The sequence below is a fragment of the Holdemania sp. 1001302B_160321_E10 genome, from assembly GCF_015552275.1.
Classification (GTDB): Bacteria; Bacillota_I; Bacilli_A; order Erysipelotrichales; family Erysipelotrichaceae; genus Holdemania.
The window spans coordinates 1-22,933 of sequence record NZ_JADNEM010000011.1; the positions used below are offsets into that span (position 1 = coordinate 1).

Annotated in this window: 38 protein-coding genes and 1 tRNA gene; 34 read left to right on the top strand and 5 right to left on the bottom strand. The window is 41.2% G+C overall.

The window, feature by feature from the left end; all coding sequences use genetic code 11:
- The first annotated feature begins 66 nt into the window (after positions 1–66).
- The 3 genes from I2D94_RS08105 (at position 67) to I2D94_RS18675 (ending at position 1,108) form a co-directional block, all read left to right on the top strand.
- Positions 67–252 (top strand): hypothetical protein, encoded by a 186-nt coding sequence (locus I2D94_RS08105; protein WP_154240532.1) that lies wholly within the window; start codon positions 67–69, stop codon positions 250–252.
- A gap of 5 nt (positions 253–257) precedes the next feature.
- Entirely contained in the window at positions 258–572 is a 315-nt protein-coding gene (locus tag I2D94_RS08110) for a hypothetical protein (RefSeq protein ID WP_195396228.1), read from the top strand.
- A 293-nt stretch (positions 573–865) separates the two neighbouring features.
- Positions 866–1,108 carry a helix-turn-helix domain-containing protein gene (locus I2D94_RS18675; protein ID WP_369802522.1) on the top strand — a complete coding sequence of 81 codons (243 nt, stop codon included), beginning with the start codon at positions 866–868 and terminating at the stop codon, positions 1,106–1,108.
- Here I2D94_RS18675 and I2D94_RS08120 read toward each other — a convergent pair.
- The 3 genes from I2D94_RS08120 to I2D94_RS08130 form a co-directional block, all read right to left on the bottom strand.
- Positions 1,084–1,809, bottom strand: coding sequence for a YHYH domain-containing protein (locus I2D94_RS08120; RefSeq protein ID WP_072682941.1), 726 nt, complete (start codon positions 1,807–1,809; stop codon positions 1,084–1,086). The genes I2D94_RS18675 and I2D94_RS08120 overlap by 25 nt on opposite strands.
- 2 nt (positions 1,810–1,811) lie before the next feature.
- Positions 1,812–2,213 carry a hypothetical protein gene (locus I2D94_RS08125; RefSeq protein WP_072682940.1) on the bottom strand — a complete coding sequence of 134 codons (402 nt, stop codon included), beginning with the start codon at positions 2,211–2,213 and terminating at the stop codon, positions 1,812–1,814.
- 309 nt (positions 2,214–2,522) lie between these two features.
- The gene (locus tag I2D94_RS08130) at positions 2,523–2,879 is read right to left on the bottom strand and encodes a helix-turn-helix domain-containing protein (protein ID WP_072682939.1); all 357 of its coding nucleotides are present in this window, start codon (positions 2,877–2,879) and stop codon (positions 2,523–2,525) included.
- Positions 2,880–3,020: 141 nt separating this feature from the next.
- Here I2D94_RS08130 and I2D94_RS08135 point away from each other — a divergent pair, with 141 nt between their 5' ends.
- The 22 genes from I2D94_RS08135 to I2D94_RS08240 all read left to right on the top strand — a co-directional run bounded on the left by I2D94_RS08135 (position 3,021) and on the right by I2D94_RS08240 (position 12,272).
- Positions 3,021–3,179: a hypothetical protein gene (locus tag I2D94_RS08135; protein ID WP_195396229.1), complete on the top strand. Its 159-nt coding sequence runs from the start codon at positions 3,021–3,023 to the stop codon at positions 3,177–3,179.
- A 27-nt stretch (positions 3,180–3,206) separates the two neighbouring features.
- Positions 3,207–3,470: a hypothetical protein gene (locus I2D94_RS08140; protein WP_195396230.1), complete on the top strand. Its 264-nt coding sequence runs from the start codon at positions 3,207–3,209 to the stop codon at positions 3,468–3,470.
- Position 3,471: 1 nt separating this feature from the next.
- Positions 3,472–3,786 (top strand): hypothetical protein, encoded by a 315-nt coding sequence (locus I2D94_RS08145; RefSeq protein ID WP_195396231.1) that lies wholly within the window; start codon positions 3,472–3,474, stop codon positions 3,784–3,786.
- Complete coding sequence (locus tag I2D94_RS08150; protein ID WP_195396232.1) at positions 3,783–4,322, top strand: glucosaminidase domain-containing protein; 540 nt, start codon at positions 3,783–3,785, stop codon at positions 4,320–4,322. The genes I2D94_RS08145 and I2D94_RS08150 overlap by 4 nt, the downstream gene beginning before the upstream one ends.
- Complete coding sequence (locus tag I2D94_RS08155; protein ID WP_195396233.1) at positions 4,315–4,548, top strand: hypothetical protein; 234 nt, start codon at positions 4,315–4,317, stop codon at positions 4,546–4,548. The genes I2D94_RS08150 and I2D94_RS08155 overlap by 8 nt, the downstream gene beginning before the upstream one ends.
- Positions 4,545–5,048: an HNH endonuclease gene (locus I2D94_RS08160; RefSeq protein WP_195396234.1), complete on the top strand. Its 504-nt coding sequence runs from the start codon at positions 4,545–4,547 to the stop codon at positions 5,046–5,048. The genes I2D94_RS08155 and I2D94_RS08160 overlap by 4 nt, the downstream gene beginning before the upstream one ends.
- Entirely contained in the window at positions 5,009–5,182 is a 174-nt protein-coding gene (locus tag I2D94_RS08165) for a hypothetical protein (RefSeq protein WP_159432737.1), read from the top strand. Before I2D94_RS08160 ends, I2D94_RS08165 begins: the two co-directional genes overlap by 40 nt.
- A gap of 3 nt (positions 5,183–5,185) precedes the next feature.
- The gene (locus I2D94_RS08170) at positions 5,186–6,151 is read left to right on the top strand and encodes a conserved phage C-terminal domain-containing protein (protein WP_195396235.1); all 966 of its coding nucleotides are present in this window, start codon (positions 5,186–5,188) and stop codon (positions 6,149–6,151) included.
- Positions 6,148–6,546 (top strand): hypothetical protein, encoded by a 399-nt coding sequence (locus tag I2D94_RS08175; protein WP_195396236.1) that lies wholly within the window; start codon positions 6,148–6,150, stop codon positions 6,544–6,546. The genes I2D94_RS08170 and I2D94_RS08175 overlap by 4 nt, the downstream gene beginning before the upstream one ends.
- A complete protein-coding gene (locus tag I2D94_RS08180; RefSeq protein WP_195396238.1) occupies positions 6,543–7,394 on the top strand; it encodes a tyrosine-type recombinase/integrase in 852 nt (283 codons plus the stop codon). Before I2D94_RS08175 ends, I2D94_RS08180 begins: the two co-directional genes overlap by 4 nt.
- Entirely contained in the window at positions 7,394–7,846 is a 453-nt protein-coding gene (locus I2D94_RS08185) for a helix-turn-helix transcriptional regulator (RefSeq protein WP_195396240.1), read from the top strand. The genes I2D94_RS08180 and I2D94_RS08185 overlap by 1 nt, the downstream gene beginning before the upstream one ends.
- Entirely contained in the window at positions 7,846–8,598 is a 753-nt protein-coding gene (locus tag I2D94_RS08190; protein ID WP_195396242.1) for a site-specific DNA-methyltransferase, read from the top strand. Before I2D94_RS08185 ends, I2D94_RS08190 begins: the two co-directional genes overlap by 1 nt.
- Positions 8,599–8,610: 12 nt before the next feature.
- Complete coding sequence (locus tag I2D94_RS08195) at positions 8,611–8,802, top strand: hypothetical protein (RefSeq protein WP_195396244.1); 192 nt, start codon at positions 8,611–8,613, stop codon at positions 8,800–8,802.
- 61 nt (positions 8,803–8,863) lie between these two features.
- A complete protein-coding gene (locus I2D94_RS08200) occupies positions 8,864–9,079 on the top strand; it encodes a hypothetical protein (protein WP_072682929.1) in 216 nt (71 codons plus the stop codon).
- The gene (locus tag I2D94_RS08205) at positions 9,076–9,477 is read left to right on the top strand and encodes a hypothetical protein (RefSeq protein WP_072682928.1); all 402 of its coding nucleotides are present in this window, start codon (positions 9,076–9,078) and stop codon (positions 9,475–9,477) included. Before I2D94_RS08200 ends, I2D94_RS08205 begins: the two co-directional genes overlap by 4 nt.
- Positions 9,474–9,875 (top strand): hypothetical protein, encoded by a 402-nt coding sequence (locus tag I2D94_RS08210; RefSeq protein ID WP_195396246.1) that lies wholly within the window; start codon positions 9,474–9,476, stop codon positions 9,873–9,875. The genes I2D94_RS08205 and I2D94_RS08210 overlap by 4 nt, the downstream gene beginning before the upstream one ends.
- Positions 9,875–10,249, top strand: coding sequence for a hypothetical protein (locus I2D94_RS08215; RefSeq protein WP_195396248.1), 375 nt, complete (start codon positions 9,875–9,877; stop codon positions 10,247–10,249). The genes I2D94_RS08210 and I2D94_RS08215 overlap by 1 nt, the downstream gene beginning before the upstream one ends.
- Positions 10,246–10,464 (top strand): hypothetical protein, encoded by a 219-nt coding sequence (locus tag I2D94_RS08220; RefSeq protein WP_195396250.1) that lies wholly within the window; start codon positions 10,246–10,248, stop codon positions 10,462–10,464. The genes I2D94_RS08215 and I2D94_RS08220 overlap by 4 nt, the downstream gene beginning before the upstream one ends.
- On the top strand, positions 10,461–10,787 hold the full coding sequence (locus tag I2D94_RS08225; RefSeq protein WP_195396251.1) for a hypothetical protein: 327 nt from the start codon (positions 10,461–10,463) through the stop codon (positions 10,785–10,787). Before I2D94_RS08220 ends, I2D94_RS08225 begins: the two co-directional genes overlap by 4 nt.
- 159 nt (positions 10,788–10,946) lie before the next feature.
- A complete protein-coding gene (locus I2D94_RS08230; RefSeq protein WP_139248520.1) occupies positions 10,947–11,192 on the top strand; it encodes a hypothetical protein in 246 nt (81 codons plus the stop codon).
- A gap of 65 nt (positions 11,193–11,257) precedes the next feature.
- A complete protein-coding gene (locus tag I2D94_RS08235; RefSeq protein ID WP_195396253.1) occupies positions 11,258–11,515 on the top strand; it encodes a hypothetical protein in 258 nt (85 codons plus the stop codon).
- Positions 11,508–12,272: a sigma-70 family RNA polymerase sigma factor gene (locus I2D94_RS08240; protein WP_195396255.1), complete on the top strand. Its 765-nt coding sequence runs from the start codon at positions 11,508–11,510 to the stop codon at positions 12,270–12,272. The genes I2D94_RS08235 and I2D94_RS08240 overlap by 8 nt, the downstream gene beginning before the upstream one ends.
- A gap of 300 nt (positions 12,273–12,572) precedes the next feature.
- On the opposite strand, the gene I2D94_RS08245 is transcribed toward I2D94_RS08240, so the two are convergent.
- A complete protein-coding gene (locus tag I2D94_RS08245) occupies positions 12,573–13,031 on the bottom strand; it encodes a hypothetical protein (protein WP_195396257.1) in 459 nt (152 codons plus the stop codon).
- A complete protein-coding gene (locus tag I2D94_RS08250; RefSeq protein ID WP_195396260.1) occupies positions 13,028–13,699 on the bottom strand; it encodes a hypothetical protein in 672 nt (223 codons plus the stop codon). Before I2D94_RS08250 ends, I2D94_RS08245 begins: the two co-directional genes overlap by 4 nt.
- 333 nt (positions 13,700–14,032) lie before the next feature.
- Here I2D94_RS08250 and I2D94_RS08255 point away from each other — a divergent pair, with 333 nt between their 5' ends.
- The 9 genes from I2D94_RS08255 (at position 14,033) to I2D94_RS08295 (ending at position 22,930) form a co-directional block, all read left to right on the top strand.
- Positions 14,033–14,578, top strand: coding sequence for a terminase small subunit (locus tag I2D94_RS08255; RefSeq protein WP_195396261.1), 546 nt, complete (start codon positions 14,033–14,035; stop codon positions 14,576–14,578).
- Positions 14,575–16,239, top strand: coding sequence for a DNA packaging protein (locus tag I2D94_RS08260; protein ID WP_195396263.1), 1,665 nt, complete (start codon positions 14,575–14,577; stop codon positions 16,237–16,239). Before I2D94_RS08255 ends, I2D94_RS08260 begins: the two co-directional genes overlap by 4 nt.
- Before the next feature lie 237 nt (positions 16,240–16,476).
- Positions 16,477–18,135 carry a hypothetical protein gene (locus I2D94_RS08265; protein WP_195396265.1) on the top strand — a complete coding sequence of 553 codons (1,659 nt, stop codon included), beginning with the start codon at positions 16,477–16,479 and terminating at the stop codon, positions 18,133–18,135.
- A 17-nt stretch (positions 18,136–18,152) separates the two neighbouring features.
- Positions 18,153–18,632, top strand: a complete 480-nt coding sequence (locus I2D94_RS08270; RefSeq protein ID WP_195396267.1) for a Gp49 family protein — start codon at positions 18,153–18,155, stop codon at positions 18,630–18,632.
- A gap of 30 nt (positions 18,633–18,662) precedes the next feature.
- Positions 18,663–18,738 (top strand) — tRNA-Met (locus tag I2D94_RS08275).
- A 36-nt stretch (positions 18,739–18,774) separates the two neighbouring features.
- Complete coding sequence (locus I2D94_RS08280; RefSeq protein WP_072682916.1) at positions 18,775–19,617, top strand: hypothetical protein; 843 nt, start codon at positions 18,775–18,777, stop codon at positions 19,615–19,617.
- 17 nt (positions 19,618–19,634) lie between these two features.
- Positions 19,635–20,702, top strand: a complete 1,068-nt coding sequence (locus I2D94_RS08285) for a hypothetical protein (RefSeq protein WP_195396269.1) — start codon at positions 19,635–19,637, stop codon at positions 20,700–20,702.
- Between the two features lie 45 nt (positions 20,703–20,747).
- Positions 20,748–21,116: a hypothetical protein gene (locus tag I2D94_RS08290; protein ID WP_195396271.1), complete on the top strand. Its 369-nt coding sequence runs from the start codon at positions 20,748–20,750 to the stop codon at positions 21,114–21,116.
- A complete protein-coding gene (locus tag I2D94_RS08295; RefSeq protein ID WP_195396273.1) occupies positions 21,113–22,930 on the top strand; it encodes a hypothetical protein in 1,818 nt (605 codons plus the stop codon). The genes I2D94_RS08290 and I2D94_RS08295 overlap by 4 nt, the downstream gene beginning before the upstream one ends.
- The last annotated feature ends 3 nt before the right edge of the window (positions 22,931–22,933 follow it).

Sequence of the window (22,933 nt, forward strand, 5' to 3'; positions counted from 1 at the left end):
GATTGAACATGACTGTGCAATCGATTACGGAATTGAAGTCCTGAAGGACTAGAGGAGGAAATTAAAATGGAAGACATCAAGAAACGTATCTCAAAGCTGATCGATTTAAAGTCGATCATCTCTATCATCATGGTGGCCGCAATGGTAGCCGGCTTTTTTGGTAAGATGGTATCTGCAGAGCAGTTTGTGCCGTTGGTTACGATGATCGTAACCTTTTATTTTGCCAAGCAGGACAAGCCTGATAAGGAGTAAGCCTAATGCTTGAGTTTATCTCTACACACATCATGGAGCTCGGATGGACTTGTATCGTTGGCATCCTCGCAATGCTCTATAAGACGATCCAAAAAAATTTTAAAAAAGTATTGGCTGATAACCAAAATATGAAATTTGGTGTCCAAGCCGTGCTCCATGATAGGCTTATACAAAAGTGTACCTACATCATCCAGCGTGGATATGTGACAACAGATGACCTTGATGAGCTTGAGGAGCTCAATAAGCCTTATAAGGCTCTCGGCGGTAATGGCACGGTTAAAACAGCGCTGGAAAAAGTTAAACAGCTTCCTCTTAAATAGCAAACACCCCACCTTCCAATGCCGGAGGGTGGGGGATTTTTGTTTTGCCTATATATAATAAGGTTAGAAATATCATGCCACAATCGTGCCACGAAATAAAAAAGCCCTTTGTTAAGGGCTTAAATAACAATGGAGCAGATGAGCGGAATATAAGAAGCCTAAAAAATATTAAAAATTTTCAAAAATAAAGCGTTTTTTAGTTGTTTTTTTGTTTTATTTGCATAGTTTAAAGAACATTTTCGTCTTTTTTCGTCTGTCTGCATGGAAATATAAGGAATTTACCATTGCCACATATGAAGGAAAATTATGGTGTGTCTTGCTATAATAACCGAGTGATAAAAATATTAGTTTACGAGGCACGAACAAAAGAAGGTCTATCACTGAGAAAATTGTCTGAGTTAACGGGCATAAGTAAAACTAGACTCAACGATATAGAAAACGAAAAGCGATCCCCAACACTCAATGAATTGGAAAGGATCGCTAATATATTAGATGTAAAAGTAGAATCTCTTTATAAGATAAAATCATCCTTGTGATTTTCTTTATACCTTTCAAGATAATCTTTTATATCATCTACAGATTCGATGATTTTACCTGTATAAGGATTTTTCTGTCCTTTATAGCGAGAAAACAAATACTCAAGAACTTTCTGATCTGCGGATTCTTTTATAACCTGGTTGAGATTTTTAATTTTGAGGTTGTAGGATTTATCGTGATTCTGAACTTTATTGTTATATTCATTTAACAGCTTTTGCTTTTCGTTCTTCAGTTCGGTGTTACAATTTTTTTCATAAGCTGCATAATGTCTATCAAATAATATAAGCAAAATAAAACCGACAATAGCGGTATAAATGGTTATTGCAATGAAAAAATCAGTTTTGGTATTGAATATAACGCCTTGTTTCTTTGCATCAAAGTATTCAGGACTTACTTTTTCTGAATTAGTATTATCTTTGTGGTTATAAACAGGATCAGAATCTTTTGAATAACTATATGAGTTGGAACTACTACTTGATGAGTTGTTACTATAACTACTATTGTTTTGCGTGCTAGGAACCGAGTAGGAGCTAGTATCACCATCATTGTGACAATGATATTCGCCATATTCTAAGCCCCATTTTTCACAGTCAGTTCGACACGTATGGCATCCGTTACCGTCGGTTTTTCCTGGGTGTGCTAAAACGGGTGCAGTACTAAATACAAAAAGTATTATAATAAGAGTAATTATCTTCTTCATAATCACTCTTCAAGAATCATTAAATTATCAGCGCAATCTTTCATAACAGAAACCATAATGTCAACTTCTCTTGGGCAAGTCTCGATTGAACAATGATATTCTGTATCATTATCATAGAACTCATAACGAACTTCTTTTCCATTATTCAATTCTACATATTGATAACCGTAGTATCCCCAAACACCATCTTCAACCAAGAAGGTATATTCGCCTGTTTTGGGATTGTATGAGAATTGATGGTTAAATTCTTTTCCTTTTTGCTCATAGCAGTCTCGATCAATTGTATACCATCCTTTTTGGTATTCATCTGGCACTTGGCAAGCTACTTCATATTCGTTTTTAGGCTTGTAGATAATGGATAAAATAATCAAGAAACAAACCGCACAGAATATAAAATCTTTCATGTTATACACCTCAAAATTATAATATCATAATTTATAATAATAATCACAAAGTATGCGAAAAATCAAATAAAATTGTTGAATTTCTGCATTTGTCCGTGTACACGGACAAATTATGTGATTTTATTACAAATTTCGGCTTTTATGATATTCTTGGGGTAAATAAATTAGAAAGGGAACGCAAATGAAGCTGGACGAAGTAAAAAAATACATAATAGAAATGATTCAGCGGATCGACAATCAAGAATTTTTGGAAAGGCTGTATTGGAAGACTATACGAGAATTCATAAAAAAGTGAGGAAAGCAAAATCCTCACTTTTTTATTTGGAATGTTTTTTGTAATTCGGCTTCAAATAGATCGCGCAGCGCAGGATCGAGGTTAACGTAAAACTTCACCAGCGCTTTACCAACTTCAGAAAGTTTATATTCATCAGCAAGTTCATCTACAATTGTTTCAGGAGCTTCCATAAACATTTCACCTGAACCATCTCTGAGCCAAAAATAGTTAACGTTCCAAGTTCTACATATTGCTTTCATCATTTGCTCAGTTAAATTGCGATTGCCACTTTCTATATTGGAAATAGCGACTTTGGTAACGCCTAACTCACCGCCGAATTTTTCTAGGGTTAACCCTAGTTTTTTTCTTAATAATTTAACTCGCTCGTTCATTTTTGATACCTCCCATAAAAAGAATAGCACTAACGAAAGATAAAGGCAATTGCAAAAGTTATCAAAGATAACAAAAATTATTGACAAGTAATTCATAGATTACTATAATGTAATCAAAGATAACAAGGAGGTGAACATCAAATGACAGTACAAATCGAAAAGACCAAGGCTCAGGCTGAAGAATTTGCAAAAAACACCGCATCACAGATTCCGACCGACATTCCAAAGCTGCTTGAAGCGATGTCAAATTTTATGGCTGCATGTGCTGCACAGTCATCAGAAAAAAGAAAGGAGAAGTAAACTCTTACTCTGGTGAAAGGGGAAAACATGACAGAAGAAAAGATCATTCGTCTGAAAAAAGACTCAGAAATGACAACCGAAGAATTGCTCAAAAAGCCATTCTTGAGGTCAAAACACGTTGAAAGAATTCTGGATGTTTCAAACGCTACGGCTTGCTCGATCATAAGGAATTTGAAAAAAGTTTACGACGTTGATCCTAACAAGCTGCCAGTCGTATCCAGTATTCCGACGGAGTGCTTCGTCGATTATTACGGTATAGGGAAAAGAAGATATACCGGGAAAGGAAAATGAAATGACGATCAGTAAAGCGTATGCTGATTATTTAAAAGAAAGATTCAATTCTTTGATGAATTTGCTTAAAAAATTGGAGAGTTTAAACTCCGATCTTCTTGCGGAAGTCACGATTGAAAAAGACATAGTTAGAATCTTGGCTAGAAGTAAATCTGATCCAAGTTGTCAATGCTATCTATGCACCATTTTCGCTTGTGATGGAGCTTATTTTAACAATGAAATATCCAGAGCACAAGAACTGGTTGACTTGTTGATTAATTTGAACCGTTATTATCACGTTCGCAAAGCTGTCCTCGGAAAGTTGGTGGATCGATGAAAAAGCTGCGTAGTTTGATGACTACAGCGATGTGCTTAACCCTGATCTCAGCTTATCCAATAAGCAATCGCTCAATGGCAGAAACTGAGTATTCGATGTCACCGCGAGCTATCTACATTGCCGACTTACCAAGTACCGATCCTGCCTATACCGCTGACTTTGTGGTCAGCTACCATCCCTTTCCGGGGACAGGTAAACGATTTGAGGATCGCACAGGTATCCCGACGGAAGTCTTTGATCAAATGGCTGAGGATGCTGGCATATCCTCCGCCTACGCCGCCGCGCGGTTTGCGTTAGAAACCGGATGGGGCAAATCTGATCTGTGGATCAATTATAACAATCCCGCAGGCATTAAATGTGGCCAACGATATTGCCGCTACGCAACGCCCAGAGATGGCCTTACAGCCATGTTTAACCTGATGGCTGATTACTACACCAACGGACTTACAACCGTCGTTCAGCAGTCTGAACGTTGGTCTGCAAGCGATGACACAGAAACGATATTAGAAATCATGGAGGGCTTTAGAGATGAATAAACAGCGCCGCACCACACTTAATCAAATCAACGACTTGATCACAAGCGTCTACGAAGACCTGGAAAGCTGCAAAGATCAGGAAGAAGAATATCGGGATAACATGCCGGAAAATCTTCAGGGCAGCGAACGCTATGAAAAAGCGGATGACGCTGTGAACATGTTGGAGGAAGCCTTAGAATCCTTGCAACAAGCAATGGACAACATCCAGGAGGTGATTGAGGAATGAATAATATGATCTGCCGCAAGCTGCGCAGCCGGAAAGGCAAAAAATATTTCTATTGCGCCAAGCAGCGCATAGAAATTCCGCTGGAAGAAGCCGGAACGGTGTGCGCTGGTTGTCCATTGAGAGAGTACAGGCAACAGACCCCGCTGCGCAAAACGCCGTCCAGCGCGCGCGCAAAGGCCGTCAGCATCAGCTCTAAAGTCAAGAAGATTGTCTATGATCGCGATCATGGCACTTGCATCTTCTGCGGCGCTCCTGGACTTCCGGAAATGCACGTGGTGCCGCGATCCAAAGGTGGACTTGGTGTTGCAAACAATATCGTCTGTGCATGCCGTGAGTGCCACAGACGAGCGGATCAGACAAGCGATCGAGCGGACATGATTCGCTTTGCGATCAGTTACTTAAAATTCTACGATCCAGATTGGACAGAAGAGTCGGTGATTTATCGGAAAGGGGAAACGCCATGCCAAAGCAAGAACCTGTCAGCGCTCAAATTGATTTAGAAGACAAAACGAATAAGATCGTTAAAAAGGTCTTCGACATCATGAAAAAGGAAAGTTTGTCAATCAGCGAGTACAAAGCGGTGATCAACAAGTTAAATAAAGCAGTTTATGGCAACGCAAAGATAGGAGGGTGACCTATGCCCAGTAGAATTATAAAAGAAAGCATTTGCACAAGCGAAACGCTCGCGGCACTAAGCGCCGAAGCGGAGCGCTTGTTTTATCGGATTATCGTTAAATGCGATGATTACGGTTGCTATTATGGCAGCCGTCAAATCATTAAAAATACCTGCTTTCCGCTGATTGCGGCGAACATCAGCAACGAAGAATTTTACAACAATATCGGAGAGTTGGAAGCAGCGGGTCTGATTGAGTTTTACACAGTTAAGGATCGGGAGTATTTGCGCGTTGTAACATGGGCTAATCATCAACAGATTCGCAGCAAAAAACCTAAATTTCCGCAGCCGATCACGGACGTTTATCCGGACAAAAAACCGGAAGCACAACAAGAAGAAATCATAAAAAAACAAAATCAAGAAGATGAAGCCAGAAGAAATCAAGTGAATGAAGAAAACAATCATTTGAAATCAGATGAAATCAATGAAAGTTTGTGCGGTGATCGGACGGAAATAACAAATAAAGAGTTGAAATCAGATGAAATCAACGGATTACAAAAGTCACCGGAATTCGGAATTCGTAATTCGAAATGCGGAATTCGAAATGCGGAATTCGAAATTCGATACGTGTTCTTCGGAGAACAGATGTCCGGCCGGACGATTGAAGAATTTGTCAGAGATGTGATTTTCTATCTCAACTTCAAGGCAAAGAAGAATTTCTCGCCAACTGATCCCGTTTGCACGCAATATGCACAGGAACGATTACAAGAAGGTTTCGATCCACAAGACTTTTTTACAATCGTCAAGAAAAAAGTCGCTGAGTGGGAAAACTCGAACACTATGAATCGCTATCTCCAACCATCAACGTTATTCAGCGCCAAGAATTTCAGAAATTACCGAGATCAGCAAATTCGCGTGGATGAACTGCCAGCCTACATGGAGCGTGAGAAAGCAGGATTGCCACCTCTTGAAGAGGAGGAACAGTCATGACAAGCAAGAAATATAAATTGCCTTGTGATTTATGTGGCGAATGGCATGTGTGTAAAACGTATCAAGGCAAACTGGTGCTATGCAACGAATGCGCCATGAAGTTAACGCAAGACCTTGTAGACGATCACTATGATCCAGAGGATGGCGTTGTGGTTATGCGATTTAACTTTGAACGCATTGATCCGAATGAAGTATATGAGCAGCGGTACAAGGACTGCGAGGATCGTAATCCTGCGATCCTGACTAAAATGCGCGAAGGGTATAGGACAGTCGAGAGCCTAAGTAAAGTCCTTCAGTGGCCGACACAGTCGGTACAGGACGCAATCAAGGACATGGTCAATAACAATGTCGCCTATTATGACGGCGCGTATTTTTGGCCGGTGATGCCGTTTTGAAAAAAAACGATCTCGCAGAACGGCTCGACGAATTTTTAACGGCGGTACGGAGTGAGGATGAACTGACCAAAAGAACGTTAGACAAGTATCGCCGTGACATCCAAAAGCTGATTGATTATCTCGATCCGGCCGATGAGCTGACCAAGACAAAAATGCTGGATTATCGGGATTATCTCGTGGCGTCAGGCTACGAAAAATCGTCGATCAACAGCTTTGTGGTCGTTGCCAACAAATATCTGTGCTGGCTCGGAAGCCCTGATCTGTGTGTCGGGCAGCTCAAGATACAATCCACATCGTTTGACGATGCGATCAGTCCTGTCGACTATGAGCGGCTGCTTCGGCGTGCGAAGCTTATCGGGCAGCAGGACACCTATATGGCGATGAAAATTTTCGGGAATACAGGCATCCGAATATCGGAGCTGCGATATTTTACCGTTGAAAATTTGGAACGCTGCACTAATCACAACAAAGCGATCCGGGTGACCAATAAGGGTAAAACCCGCGACGTGCCGATCCGGCAGGAGCTATTTCGAGAGTTAAAAGCGTACTGTCGGAAAAATAAAATCATGTCGGGCCCGATCATCTATAACCCTGACACTGGCAAGATGTACGCTGACTCGACGATTTGGCGCCGGATTCAGAAGCTGGCCGGGATGGCTAAGGTGTCGCTGGATTCCGCTCATCCGCACGCCTTCAGGCACATGTTCGCGAAACAATACCTGGCTGCGGGTGGCAATTATTTTGACCTTAAGACGATCTTGGGGCATAGCAAACTGGACACAACACAGATTTATGCACAGAGTACGCTGCTTGAGCAGCGGAAAGCGATAGAGAGGATGAAATACTGATGGCTTCATCGGCATATACGATAAAAAAAGAGCAGTATGAAAAGAATATCAAACTTGTTTATGAGTATGAAAGAGAGCGAGGAATGAATCATGCAGAATTCGCCAGAATGTGCGGAATTAACTACAATACATTCGCGCAAATTGCATCGGGACGGTTTAACGGTACGATTTTGACATGGCGAAAAGTAAAGGCTGCTGTGAATCTGCCAGTTGAATATGATCAAAAAATATGTGACTGCATTCCTCCAAAAATGAGTAAAAACGAAATATTTTTAAATGAATATGTTATTTCCCACCTCGCGAAATTTGGAAATGTGTATATGAATCCGATGAGAGTGAAACAGTTAGGCGGCAAGAAAAAAGTAACAGATGTAATGAAAGCTTACGGGTTTAACTGCCATTTCAGAAATGAAAGCGAAGGGAAGGGCTTTATCTTGGAGATAGTCAAATAATGAAAATCGAATTATACAACGATCACTTTGAGAACGCTAAACGGTATCAAATACCGCGGGCGCAGCTGATCATCGCGGATATACCGTACAACATCGGAATCAACGCCTACGGAAGCCGGTCTGATTGGTATATCGGCGGCGACAACAAGAACGGCGAAAGCGATAAGGCGGGAAAGGAATTCTTTGACACGGATAAGGATTTCAAGATTTATAACTTCTTCCAGTTCTGCACGCGGCTTCTCAGGCCGGAGCCGAAGGAAAGAGGAAAAGCGCCGTGCATGATTGTCTTCTGCAGCTGGCAGCAACTGAACGAGATCACAGATTATGCCAAACAGTTTGGCTTCAATCACACACAACCTCTGTTCTTCATTAAGAAATCATCTTCGCAGGTACTGAAAGCCAACATGCGAATCTGTGGTGCAACGGAAACAGCGCTTGTCTTGTATCGTGACAAACTTCCAAAATTCAACAACGGCGGGAAGATGGTTCTTGATTGGTTTGAATGGGATAAGTCGGGTAAATATCCGAAAATTCATCCAACGCAGAAACCAATACCGGTTTTGAAAAGGCTGATTGAGATTTACACCGATCCGGGCGATGTTGTAATCGATCCGGTGGCCGGAAGCGGAAGCACATTAAGAGCGTGCGCTGAACTAAATCGTAATTGCTATGGGTTTGAGATCAAGAAAGAATTTTACAGAGCGGCTAAAGAGAAAATGTTATCGGATGTACCGGTATGCTTAGATTTGTGAGGAAAATGAAAAATGATCAAATTTAAGAAATCAGAAAAAATTGCAGCAAAAGATCGAACGGTCTTCTGCGGGTGGGAAAAGAAAATGATTCTGCCATTGACAGCAGCGAAAAGAATTGCAGAGAATAACGGAATTGATCCGGAATTGATAAACATTGACGAGTTTGAAGAAACGGCAGCTCGTCTTGGATATTGGAGAAAATAAAGCAAAACGATGATTTACAACATTTGAAGTCCTAAAAAGGGCTGGGGAAGGTGATAATGCAATGAACATTAAACAAGAAGCTGAGCTTTTTTATAAAGCGGTAACAAGGGTGTCGAATAGAGTGGACAAAGCGGATGATTTAACTGCTATTATCGCTCGCCTTGAAATTGATCTCGAAAAACTTGAACGTGAAAATCTCGGATTACGCCAGCAAAATGATAATTTAAAAAGAAAGGACGAAGCACATTACAGAGCGGTGTACGGTGGAAAAGAATGAAAAATAAAGAAAAGTTTGCGGAGCAGATTAAAATACTATGTTGCCAATGTTATATCAAAGAATACAATGCATATTGCGATGGAGATTGCAGTGGTTGCCTTGGAAGATTTTTGAAATGGCTTGATGAAGAAGCAAAGCCAGAAAAGAAACAATTCAGTAACAATGAACTTGCGATCATGAAATCAATTAGCATAAATTATAATTTCATTGCAAGGGATTGTGATGGCGATTTATATGTATATAACTCAATGCCAAGCAAAGATAATAATCATTGTGTATGGTGTGGTTCTGCCAATTTAGGATTTTACATGTTTAACAGTTTATTTAATTTAATAAATTGGGATGATGATGAACCCGTAAAAATTGACGATTATGTGGAAAGGAAAGGGAAAAAATGAAAATTAACTATGAAAAACTTCTGGAAGCCTTCGGCGTTGATGAAGGAGAAGAATTCTTGCTTACAAATAATGCATGTAAGGATAAATTCAAATTTGAAGGCGGTAAATTACTATGGTTCGATAAATTATTTAATGGTTGGCAAGAATCTGAGATTATTGAGGTTAATATTAATGAATTATTCATGTATGAAATCGAAAAATTACCGTGGAAACCAAAAGACGGTGAAACTGCATGGTGGGTCTGCGATTATGGTGATTGTGTTTATCCTTTTGTATTTAGTTTCAGTTATTCATACTGTGTAGCTTTATTAAAATGTGGCTGGCTTTTCCGCACAAAGGAAGAAGCCGAAGCGAACAGAGAACAGGTTCTAAAAGAAATGAAAGAGGTACTTAGATAATGAATGTTAAACATGATCTTGAGGTATTAATCGAAAAATATAAAGATAAAAATTTTTTTACCTTTGAAGTAAATTTCGTAAATATGGCGAAAGATTGCTTGCGTGAAATCAATAGGCTGGAACGTGAAAATATAGAATTACGCAAGCAATTAAAAGAACACTTTGACAATCCTCCATTAAAATTTAAAGAACTAAAGAAAAACATGTGGATATGGGATAACAAAAACAAATGCTGGCTATATCTATTTAAGCCTTTAGACTGGGAACCAATAAAAGGATTAAGATACGCTGAAAGAATTATTGAACATTCTGCTGAAGGATATTACATGGATTTTGAAAAAGGTCGTTTTTACAGAAATCAGGTAGAAGAATGAATAAATTAACTATTGAAGAATTTAACGAACTACAAAAAAATATAAAAATAAGAGATTTAACACAGAAAATATGGAATGATTTATTCTTTCTTAAGCATTTATTAGAACGTAAACGATCTGATAAGTTATCAAAATCTATGAAGATGATAAGCGAAATTGAAGATGAATCAGTTGACAAAATAAGAAAATTTATAGAATTGAGGGATAAACTGTGATTTATAAAAAGAATATAACCATAGAAGAATGCGAAAACGCAGTTGATGAAATTTGCCAACTTTGCCATAAAAATCATATTAGCAAATACGGAAAAGAAGCGCTTGGCTGTGCGTTTCAGTCTTTTGATAATACCTATTGTGATAAAGTTCTTATTTTTAAGTCATTGATAAAAGAACACTTTGACAACCCGCCATTAAAACTTGATGAAATTGAACTTGGGATGTGGGTGTGGGATAAGAAGTACAACGCGTACCGTCTAATTGCTGATTTCGAATTTGAATTTGAGTCTGGAAGATTCTATAAAAGGCAGGTTGAAGAATGAAATTACCACGTTGTTATAAACATTGCAGGAACTGTGCGTTCTCGTACACGGAACGGGGTGACACATTTTGCAATCTAAAACATAAGTTTATCTGGTGCAAACGATTTTGTGCTTTGCTATGTGGCTACTTTGTGAGCATTTGGAGGTCGAATATTACGCATGAAAGCTAGAAATTTATTAGTCAGTATCTTTCCACGAGCTGTTGATAATAAATCTCCGGGAGGTTGTGATGGATGTCCGTGGCAATATAATATAGCCGTAAAAGATTTATGTAAGACAGAATTAAGAGAAGGCAAAACAATTGATCAAATTTGCCGCTTATGTTGGGATCAGGAAGTCCTTGAAAAAACCAAAAAGTATCCAGCGGAAGAAAGCGATCAGTTGTCCTTATTCAGAAAGCGTTAAATGATGATTGAGTACATGCAAGATAATATATCACTAATATTGCAAGGTTAAAGGAGGGATATCCAATGCAACAATGGCTTAAAACACGGAAGCGATTGATCCGTGAGATCGATCTGCTCACAAATGAAAATGAAAAGGCGGCTAAAGCATTGCATGAAAAAACAGCGACGATCTGTGCATTACTTCGAGCTATGCGCAGGTTGGATTTTGATTTGGAAAAAGAAGAATCGAAAAACACAGAGCTACAAGGAAAAATCAAAGAACTTGAAAAAGAAATTGCTGAGCGAGATTTTATGGAAGGATTTATGGAAAACGATGTTTGATAAATACAAAAAATTTCTTTTTGAAGAAGAACATAAAGAAACGGAGTTTCATTCATACGATCGTTGGTGGTTTGTGTTTCCAAACAATTATGGGGCATCCGTAATTAGATATAAAGGTGCTTCAGGGGCTGGCTACAATAAAAATCTACCCTACGATTTAGCCACACTATATAAGTATGATGACGATATCGAAATAACCTATGATACTCCTGTGACTAAGAACACAATAAGGTATTTGGATGAAGCAGGCGTAGGAAAATATCTTGAAATAATCAAGAAACTAAGAAAGGACGGTACAATGAAATCAAAAACAAAAAAGAATAATGTAGATGAGATTGAACAGCTTAAACGTAACCTTTACAGTTATGAGTTTTTCAAGAGAAAAATTAAAATATCGTACACCAATAAAATAGTGGACATCATGTGTGAACTTGAAGGCTTATGCCAAAAACATCAAGACAATAAAGGTGGAAGGGCGTCGACAAGAGCGTACCATGATAAGAAAAATGCTCTAATCACGGAAAAAGAAAAAATTGAAAAAGATATGATCGACAGTGTAGCTTACAAAATTACAAGTCAGATTGATAACGTATTACAGAAATTATCGGATTCTGACAAAGAACTAATTAGAGAAAAATTTTTTTACGAGAAATCGTACAGCGATATTGCAAAAGAATTGTTTATTTCAAAATCTGTTGTCATTGATCGTGTAGATTCAGTTCTTCGCAAAATGGTTAAAATAATAAAAAGCCTTTGATTCAAGGCTTTTTTTGTTGTTAATTAAGTTCTTCGTGCAGCCAAACTACAATTGCTATTTTTTCTAATTCTACTTGATCACGTATGTTGGGCGGTACATAATCGGCCACTTTGTATTCTTCGCTTAAAAATTCAATTCCGTAAGGATGATTTAAAATCATATCATCACGAATTAGTTTCTCAGCTTCTTCTTGGTTTTTGCATCTACCAAAAACTCAAGCTCATGTTCCGGTGATATTACGCCCTGAGAATCGGTGTATTGATAATCAATTTTTGCAAAAAACATTTCAATTCCCTTCTGTTAACTGGATGTGCTTCTTAATATTAATTCTTTTACATTGGGTATTTCACGATCTCCGATTAAATCTGCATAATATTCGATTGACTTATCTATGAGTTCTACAATGTCTTCTTCAATCCCTTCTCCTGTGTCTGACAAACACAAAAGAAATGGAAATAAAGCTGTTGGATCAAACATCAAATAGTAAAATGCCCATGGGACTGCGACTATAAGCTGCTTCGCGTATAGCCGGCACTCTTTGATTTCATATACTTCGCGAGGGTCATTGTCATAACCCTCGAAGAACAGAACTACTGTTCCTTTTCCTCTTTTCCCTGTCCTCTCAAGGTTTTTAAAATTCTCTATCATTCGCTTTAGATCACAATTGACAACCTCTTTTTTCGAAATCGGCAATAGATATATGTCATCCTGCCGTACTTTGTCAGAGTTTATATAATTCAGAGTATATGACATTTTCATAACGATTTCCTCCTAATATCGTCAATCAGAGTACGAAGTGTGCCGATAGTTACCCATTCATTTTCTTTTTTTTCCATGAAATTTGAAATGGATATATTGGAATATCCAAGCTCTTTTGCTTCGCTGTATATCAATGCCTGATCGAGGGTGAAGGAAAGATACTTTAATATCCCTCTGTATTCATCCTTTTCCCTATCAGATTCAGGGTTGAGGTTTGATTCATACGGACTATATGCAGTCCATAGGATTTTTTTGAATTCTTCATCCTTACCATGCATCTCTTCTTCGTTAATGTCGAAAAGAAGATAAGCTTCATCAAAGCTGTTTGGATAAAGAAGAAATATTTCCTTAAACATATTTTCAGTTAAGACGACATTTCCGCAGTCTTCTTTTTTTTCGACAAACGACATCATAAGTTCTTCTTTTTTTGCGTTGAATTTTTCTTCTGTCCAATCATTTATTTGGATTGGATATGGTTCAGGTTGATAATTAATAGGTCTTTGCTGTAAAGCCCGAATGATTTTTCCGCACACTTCTTCCGAAAGACGTGTATCTTCACCTGCCATATAGGCGTAATAATTAGACGAAGATATACCTAAGTCTGTAAGTAACGGCTTCATTGCGACGTACTTGCTGTAAATTTTCATAAGATTTCTTTGATAACTCATGATCGTTCACTCCTTTTTATTTCCTATTATCATATTACACTATTATGGGTGTAATGTCAATGATTATTACACTAAAAATAGTGTAGATTGAAAAAGAAAGTAAAAAAATAAATTCCGACCGCGGTCGGTAGGATTTATGTGCTATTATGTTAATGTGGTCTTGATGGGTAGGCCACACAAAAACGATAAATCTTTCGTTTGTTAGCAGCGTTTCCCCTGACGCTGCACCCCTTAAAGCATGCCAATCCCGGGCATGCTTTTCTTTTACCCAAAAGGAGGAAATAATGATGAAATGTCCAAAATGCAGAAAAGACATGCAACGGAAAACAGAAGATGGCAAGGTCTTTTGGTATGAATGCCGCTGCGGGAACACGATCGGAAAGGCTGGTGACGAAAATGCCGGAAGAAAAGAAAATGAAAGCTCCAGCAAAGAAGAAATCAGCTAAAAAAAGTGAAGAAATAAGGAAACTGAAAAAGAAAACTGGAAGGCCAAGAAAGAAGGCACCTGTCGGAAGGCCTTTAAAATACGAAAGTCCCGAAGCCTTACAAGCGGCGATGAACAATTATTTTGATACGGCTGAAGCAAATGGAAAACCGTTTAAAATAACCGATATGTGCATTTACATAGGTTTTACAAAAGACATGTTGAAGGATTACGAAAACCGCGAAGAATTTTCATACTCGGTCAAAATGGCAAAGTTAAGAGTAGAATCACAGTATGAAGATCGCTTAATTGAGCGTGGAAATTCAGGGGATATTTTCGGAATCAAAAACTTCGGCTGGACAGACCGGATCGAAACTGTGAATAAGACTTCCATGGAAATTACAGGCTCTGTTGAATCTTTTTTACAATCAGATAAAGAGGGTATAAAAATGTGATATCAGCACACGATTATATAGAAAAATTTCTTAAAATAAAAACAAAGAAAGGTACATTAGAACCGCTGAAGCTGAATCCTGCGCAGGAGAAATATTATGCTGCGATTAAGCGGGATTTTCAGGCAGGTAAGCCAATGCGCTATATTATCTTAAAGGCTCGTCAGATGGGCTTTAGCACACTGACAGAAGCCTTTTTATTTTATTTGACTGCAAATCAGCATTACACGGGATCGCTGATCATAGCGCATATAACAGAGTCTACGACCAATCTGTACGGCATGTTCAAAACGTTTTTAGATAACATACCGGTTCAGATCAGACCCATGACGCGCAATCAAAATGCACGGGAAATTACATTTGAAAATCCGACGCAAGACCCAATTGAGAAACTACAAAATCCGGGACTTGGCAGCTATATTAAGGTGTCGACTGCTGGATCGGACGGCGTAGGGCGTGGCTCGACGATACGAAACGTGCATATATCCGAATACGCCTTCTGGCCTGCCAACACAAAAAAAGAAGTGCTGACAGGAATCTTGCAGGCTGTGCCGAATGAGCCGAAGACCTTTGTTGCGATTGAGTCGACGGCGAATGGCTTTGACCATTTTAAAGAGTTATGGGATCAGGCAGTAGCGGGAGAGTCAGGCTTTACTCCACTTTTCTTCCCGTGGTTTGATATGCCGGAATATTCGATGCCTTATGACGGATTTACGTTGACGGACGAAGAAAAGCAGCTGCAAGCCGCTTATAACCTGACTCTGGATCAGCTGACCTGGCGGCGCTGGTGCATCAAGACAAACTGCTCTGGCGATGTCGATTTATTTCGGCAGGAATATCCATCCTGCCCAGAAGAAGCTTTCCTGATGACTGGACGCCCAGTATTTGATAACACAAAGGTCATGGCGCGCATCCGCGAATTGACAGATCGCAAACCCGAGAGGACCGGAAGATTTGAGTATAAGACCTATATCAATCCTCGCTTCGGCGAGCTGATTGACGATAGCAGCATTAAATTTGTCGGCGATCCACGCGGTGAGATCGCAATCTATCAATCGCCGATCTCGCTTTGCCCTTATGTGCTTGGCGGTGATACGGCAGGCGACGGATCAGACTACTTTACGGGGCACGTTCTTGACAACACGACAGGCGCACAGGTAGCGCGATATCGCGAGCAGAAGACGGATGAGGGTTTATATACAGCTCAGATGTATTGCCTTGGTAAGTGGTATAACACAGCCCTTATTGGATTAGAGGTCAACTTTAGCACCTACCCGGTTAAAGAGCTTCAGCGGTTGCGATATCCTAAACAATACGTCAGAGAGTCTGTTGACAAGATCACCAAGGACTACGCCGATAAGTACGGCTTTAATACCAACAGCGCCACGCGCCCGGTCATCGTGGCCAACCTTGTGACGATCATGAGAGAGTCGCCGGAGCTGGTCAACGACCTGGACACGCTGCGCGAAATGCTGGTCTTTGTCAAAAACGACAAAGGCCGCCCGGAAGCAGCTGAAGGGGAACACGACGATCTGGTTATGGGGTTAGCAATCGCCCATCAGATCAGGTCACAACAAAAAATGGTTTACGAAAAACCAAAAGAAGAAAAAGAAAGGAGAACAGGGAGCTATGACAGCTTCCTGAATTTTGGAAGGAATGGTTAATTTTCTATTAGCGGTATTGATCGCACTGATTTTTGTTTTTTTGCTTTTTCTGGCGATCATTGCTTTATGTGTTACGGTAATCGTCCGGGATGATCGTCGTGAGCGGAAGAAAATATCAGCTGGAAGCGAAAGACCTAAAACAAAACTGTCACCTGATGAACGAGTGAAGGTGAAGCAGTTTGAAAATCTTATGAAGTTCGACGGCACGAAGCAGCCGCCGATCCGGAAGGAGAATGAATGAAGATCAGTAAAGACCCAAAGGGGATTAAGCGAGAGTACGATGACGCTGTCAGCTTTAACACCAAAATAGAGTTATATGACAACGTCAAAAAGAATCACAATTTCTACATTGGAAAACAGTGGGAAGGCGTGTATGCACCTGATTTGGACAAACCAGTGATGAACTTTATCAAGCGTGTTATCGGCTATCAGATTGCTATGCTGGTTTCGGATGATATTGGCGTATCGATCACGCCGTTCAACGAGGATGATCAGAATCAGCAGGCACTGTCCAAAGTGATCGCAAAAGAGATCGACCGCGCCTTGGAAAAGAGCAAATTCAAGGCAAAGACCCGGAAGATTCTGAAAGAAGCAGCAATCACAGGCGACGGCTGCTTTTACTTTTGGTTTGATCCGAGCGCAGAAACTGGGCAGAAAGTGAAAGGCATTATCCAAGTCGATCAGATCGACGCTGTCAATATTATGTTCGGCAATCCGTATTCAACTGAAGTTCAGGCGCAACCCTACATTCTGATCAGCCAACGCCGCAGCATCGAATCAGTCAAGTTGGAAGCCGAAGAAAATGGGCTGAATGCTGAACAGATCGACAGTATCAAGCCAGACAATGACAGCACGCAGGTAAATGATGACGACACTGATAAACTCTGTACAGTCATCATCAAGCTGTATAAAGAAAACAAAACAGTGGAAGAAGCCGATGAATATACCGGGCTTCCGATAAAAAAAGAAGTCAAAGCTGTAAAGTTCCTGAAAACGGTCGGTGACATCATCCTAAAAGAAGAAGTCGACACTGGGATGACATTGTACCCGATCGCCTATATGAACTGGGAGGAGCAAAAGAATTGCTATCACGGACAGTCACCGATAACAGGGCTGATCCCAAACCAAATCTTTGTTAATAAGCTGTTTGCAATGTGTATGGTCTTTGTCATAAACAATGGCTTCCCTAAGCTGCTTTATGATTCTGGCAAAGTTGCTGAGATCACAAATGCAGTTAATGACGCAATCGCAATCGAACGGATGGACTTGGCTGGCGATTTGCTCAGATACACGCAAACGCCAGATTTCAGCAATCAAATCCTTCAGCTGATCGACACCTGCATCAATTATACCCGCGACTTTATGGGCGCTTCAGACGCAGCGCTGGGTAATGTTAAGCCTGACAATACATCAGCAATCATTGCGACACAACAGGCAACAGCGATTCCGCTCGAAAATCAGCGGCTGAACTTTTTTGATTTTGTCGAGGATAGTGTTCGGATCATGGTGGACATGATGGCAGCCTATTACGGCACCCGTCAGGCAAAAATTGAAAGCGAAGATGATATGCAAGGCGGCATTATTGATCTTGACTTTTCGGCGCTGCGCGAAATGAACTATGACCTGAACGTAGATATCGGAACAAGCAGTTATTGGTCGGAGTTGGTTCAGGCTCAGACGATGGACAATCTATTAACCAAAGGCGTAATTCAGGACGCAGTGACATATCTGGAAAATATCCCGGATCACATGGTTAAAAATAAGCAAAAACTGATCGACAGCATTAAAAAGAAGCAGATCGAACAGGAACAGCAAGCCCAAGCAATGGCCTTGGCGCAAGCCGGAATTGATCCGGAAGCAATGCAGCAGTCACCAGCTGACGCTGGACTGATATAAAAAGGAGAGAAAAGAAAATGAAGTACATTCACATTGAAATTGTTGAAGCAGAACCAACAAAAGCCAGCCATAGCACAGAGAAGATTACTGAAGGAGAAAAAGGAATGCTGGTAACCTGCAAGTCTGGGTATAAGCATTTTGTGCCTAAAAAGGTGTTTGACCGTCGTTACCTGCCGATTATCCCAAATCCCAAGCTGACAAAATCAGATGTATCAGTAAGTCAGGACATGGTCGACCGGTTTATTTCTGATGTCGATCCGACAACGTTGAGAGGTAAGACAACGCTTGTACGATGCCGTTTAGTTAATGGCTTTGAAATCAATGAAACCTCAACCTGCGTTGATAAGAGCAACTATGACCAAAGTGTTGGCTGCTCCGTTTGCATGGAGCGGATCGGCAATAAAATCTGGGAGTACCTCGGATTTTTACTGGCGACAGCGGATCATGGATTTGAACGTCCGATGATGTCACCAGAAGTCAGCGAAATTGAGGAATAACACATGCGCGAGCGATCGCGCTTTTTATATGGACTTTTAGCTTAATTGGTAGAGCAATCGCCCCATAAGCGACAGGTTGCAGGTTCAAGCCCTGCAAAGTCCACCATTTATCAATGCGCGAAGCGCAAGAAAGGAGAACCCAATGTTTGAGGAAACCAATCAGACAATGGACACCACAGCAACGCCGGAAGACACCCATTCCGACATCGATTTAGACGATCTCTTTGATTTAGATGACGATGAGGGAAACCAACTTACGGAGGAAGAATCAAGCGAGGACGAAACCCAACAGCAGCCGGAAGATACCGAAACTCAGAAGCCAGAAACCAATGCAGAAAATCAAAAGAAACCCATTTTGACCGTGAAGCACTTGGGAGTAGAAAAGGAACTGAGCGAGGAAGAAGCCCGGGCATTAGCACAGAAAGGCATGGACTATGACCATCTGCGTCAGCAATACGACGGACTAAAGAATTCCGAAGAACTGACCATGCTGGATCAGATGGCGGCAGAGATGGGCATGGATCGTGCCGGTTATATCAAGGCACTTTCCCAGTTTAACCAGAATCAGGCGACAGCTCAGTATGTGGAGGAACTAAAAAAGCAGTACCCGAACACAGACGAAGCCGTGTTGCAGGAGCTGGCTAAGACGCAGCTAACGCAGCGTCAGGAACAGGAAAAGCAAGCCAAACTAACCCAACAGCAGCAGGCAGAGAAGGCACAAAAAGAAGCTTTTGCGGCTCAGTACCAGGCATTTGTCAGTGAGTACCCAGACGTCGATCCTACGAAATTGCCGGATGACGTTATGCAGTCAATGGCGGCAGGGGAAACGATGCTGAGCGCTTATAGAGCCTATGAGCTAAAAAAACTGAAGGCTGATTATGCTGCACTGATCAAAAACAAAGACAACAGTCAAAAAGCGTTGGGCAACGTCAAGGGTAAACCGCAAGACGACGAGGACGCTTTTTTACTTGGCTTTGATAGCTAAAAAAGGAGGAATAAAAAATGGCTATCTTTTTAAGAGAGAAATGGGCAAATAAGGTCGCGGAAACATGGACACGCAGATCAATCTTTGCGGACAAGGCATCATCCGATTATAACTTTGATGGAGTTAAGGATATCTTAATTTCCAGCATTCGCACGCAGTCTTTGAACGATTACGATCGCAATGGTGGCATGAGCCGCTATGGTACGCCGAAAGAAGTGCAGGACGCAGCGCAGCGCTTAACCATGCGCACAGATAAGTCGTTCAGCATGACGATTGACAAAGGTAATAACACAGAGCAGGACATGATCAAAAATGCTGGCAAGGTAGTGCGTAGAGAACTGGAAGAACAGGTTATCCCTTACTTTGACCAGTTAGTCGGTCATGCCTGGGCGACGGGAGCTGGAAAGATCGTAGGCGTAGCCAACGCACTGACGAAGTCGACATTTATCGGCGAGATCAACAAGGCAAAAAGCCACTTTGTTAACAACCATATTCCGTTTAACAATGTCTATCTGTACATCCCAACCTCAATGATGTCCATTTTGGTAACTTGCCCTGAGTTCTTAAACTTGGAAAAGCTGGGAACAAAAGTGCTTGTTAACGGTATGGTTGGCAAGCTGTCAAACTTCCCGATCATTGAAGTTGCCGATCAAGATTTACCGGAAGGCGTGCAGTTCATGATCGCCAAAAAGGAATGCCTGCTGTTTCCGAAAAAAATCTGGGACACAAACATTCATCAGAACCCTCCGGGCATCAGCGGCCACCTGATGGAAGGCCGTTTCATCGGTGATGGCTTTGTTATTGGCGAGAAGGCGCTGGGCGTTTACACCTGCGTACTGGCTTCTAAGATGGCGACTGCTCCGACGATCGCAGCAGCAACTGGCACAATCACGACAAATAACTTTACAGTCAAATATACAGACGATGATTCTGACCCGCGCTATTCTGCGTCAGCTAAAATCTACACGGCGCCGCTGGGCGATGTCACGAAAAAGACGATCAAATTCTATGCCTACAAAGAGCGTAATGATAAGTATTACGATGGCTTTCCGTCGGATGTCGTCGTATCTGAAGCCACAGCATAAGAGGGGATTGATTTCCCCTCTTTCCACTTTTAAAGAGGTGAGAGTATGACAGTTCAAGAATTATATAAATTGACTAAAAACCTCATGTTTGAAAAGCCGACCTCAAAGGACTATGACAATTACTACATGGATAACATCAACGTCCTGTTGTCGGAAAACTTCGATCTCAACAATCACGTCCGCGAGTTCCGTGGCAAAGAACCTTTACTGATCTGCCCAGTCGTAACGAGTAAAGAAGACGAGCTGCCTTATGAGGATGCTGTATGCCGTGAGGTGCTGCCTTATGGTTTAGCGGCTGCCTTTTTCATTGATGATGACCTCAGCAAATTTTCGATTTTTAATACCAAGTACACGAACGCCAAGATAACGGTAACTAAGTACATCCCACGCAAGATTAAGGATGTCTACTCATGATCCAGCAGCCGTCATTCAAACCGCAGTCGTATAAGACCTATGAGATTCCTAACCCCGGTTCAGGTGGCCTTAATATTCAGGATTTGGAGTACAACCTGACCAGCAATCAAAGCCCAGCCATGCTCAATCGTATGATGCGTAATGGCAGCTTTGGCAAGAGGTATGGACAGGAGTGGATCAGCGAGGCCTTCCCGGGTGAGATTTATGCTTTGGGATCGTATCGGGATAAGGTCATCATTCATGCTGGTACAAAAATTTGTGCTTATGATAAGTTAACGCGTGCAATCACAGAACTGTATGACGGGCTGACGGAGTCCGCCGGACAGTTTCTGAACTTCAACAAAAATATCTATTATTTGAACGGTCATGAATTTGTCGTTTATGACAACAAAGAGGTTAAACCTGTTGATCCGTTTATCCCGGATGTGGTTATCAACCGCACGCCGGCAGGCGATTACTCTGATCTCATTGATAACTATAACCGGCTGGGCAAAGGCTGGAAGAACACCTTCAATGGCGATGGCACGAGTAAAGAGTACAAGCTGACGCAGGATAAGCTGGACACTGATCCAGCGGTCAAGATAGAAATCGGCGGCAAAGAGGTCACTGAAGGCTTTACTGTAGATTACGAAGCCGGTAAAGTCACCTTTGCAACAGCGCCAGAGAAAGGACAGAACAACGTCGTAATCACAGCTTACAAAACGGAGCAGGAGTATATTGATTCCATCCTTAAGTGTAAGTTTATGACGGCCTACGGCGGAAGCAACAATAGTCGTATGTTTGTGGCTGGAAATGGTAACAGTATTTGCTACTATTCCGACGTTTTTGACGCTTCGTACTTCCCGGAAAATAACTACAATTCTCTGGGGAACGGCGAGCAGGACATCGTCGGCTTTGGCGAGCAGTATGACACGCTGATTGTCTTTAAACCGTCTGAAATGTTTACGCTTAAGTATGTCAATACCACTGATGGCAAAGCGCGCTTTGACAGCACGCTGCTTAACTCAAAGATGGGCTGTGACTGCCCTTATAGCATCCAGTATTTGGACAACAAACTGACCTGGCTGTCTACGGTTTACGGCGCTTGTACGCTCGTTTCGACGCTCATTGAAGGTGAACGAAATGTACAGGTGATCAGCCGTAATATCAATGGAGGATTCCGATCTCCCGGTTTATTGCAGGAGGTGGATTTACCAAAGGCCAGAACAGTGAATTTTGACGGAAAATACTGGGTAGCAATCAACGGAAAGGTTTATCTGTGGGATTACACGACAAGCCCATATAAGTACAGTGGCAATCCGGATTTCGATGCGCAGTCGCTGGCTTGGTTCTTGTTTGACAATTTCAGGGTCAATGACTGGGTTGTGGATGACAAAGACCTGTTTCACGCTCGCGGTAATAGGCTGGTTGGGCTGACTCCAAAATTTAATGATTTTGGTGATCCGATCAATAGCTATTACCAGACTCCGTTTATGCAATTCGGACTTTTTGATTATCTTAAAACCGTCAAAAAAATGTTTGTTATGGTTCGCGGCGATACGCCAACCCGAATCAAAATTCGATATATTACCGAGGACAGCCGGGACGGCGAGGAAGAAGTCGAGGACATCCAAGTTTACAGTCACATGTGGAGTAAGTTTGCGTGGTCATCTTTTGGCTGGACTGTAATCAATTTCGGAAAAACCTTCACCCGTAACTGTTCACTTAAAAAAATACAGCTTTTAAGCGTGTGGTTTGGAAATAACGAGTACAACCGGGATATGTCGATCTCAGCACTGAGATTTATGTACGTTCCTGTTAAAAAAATTAAATAGGAA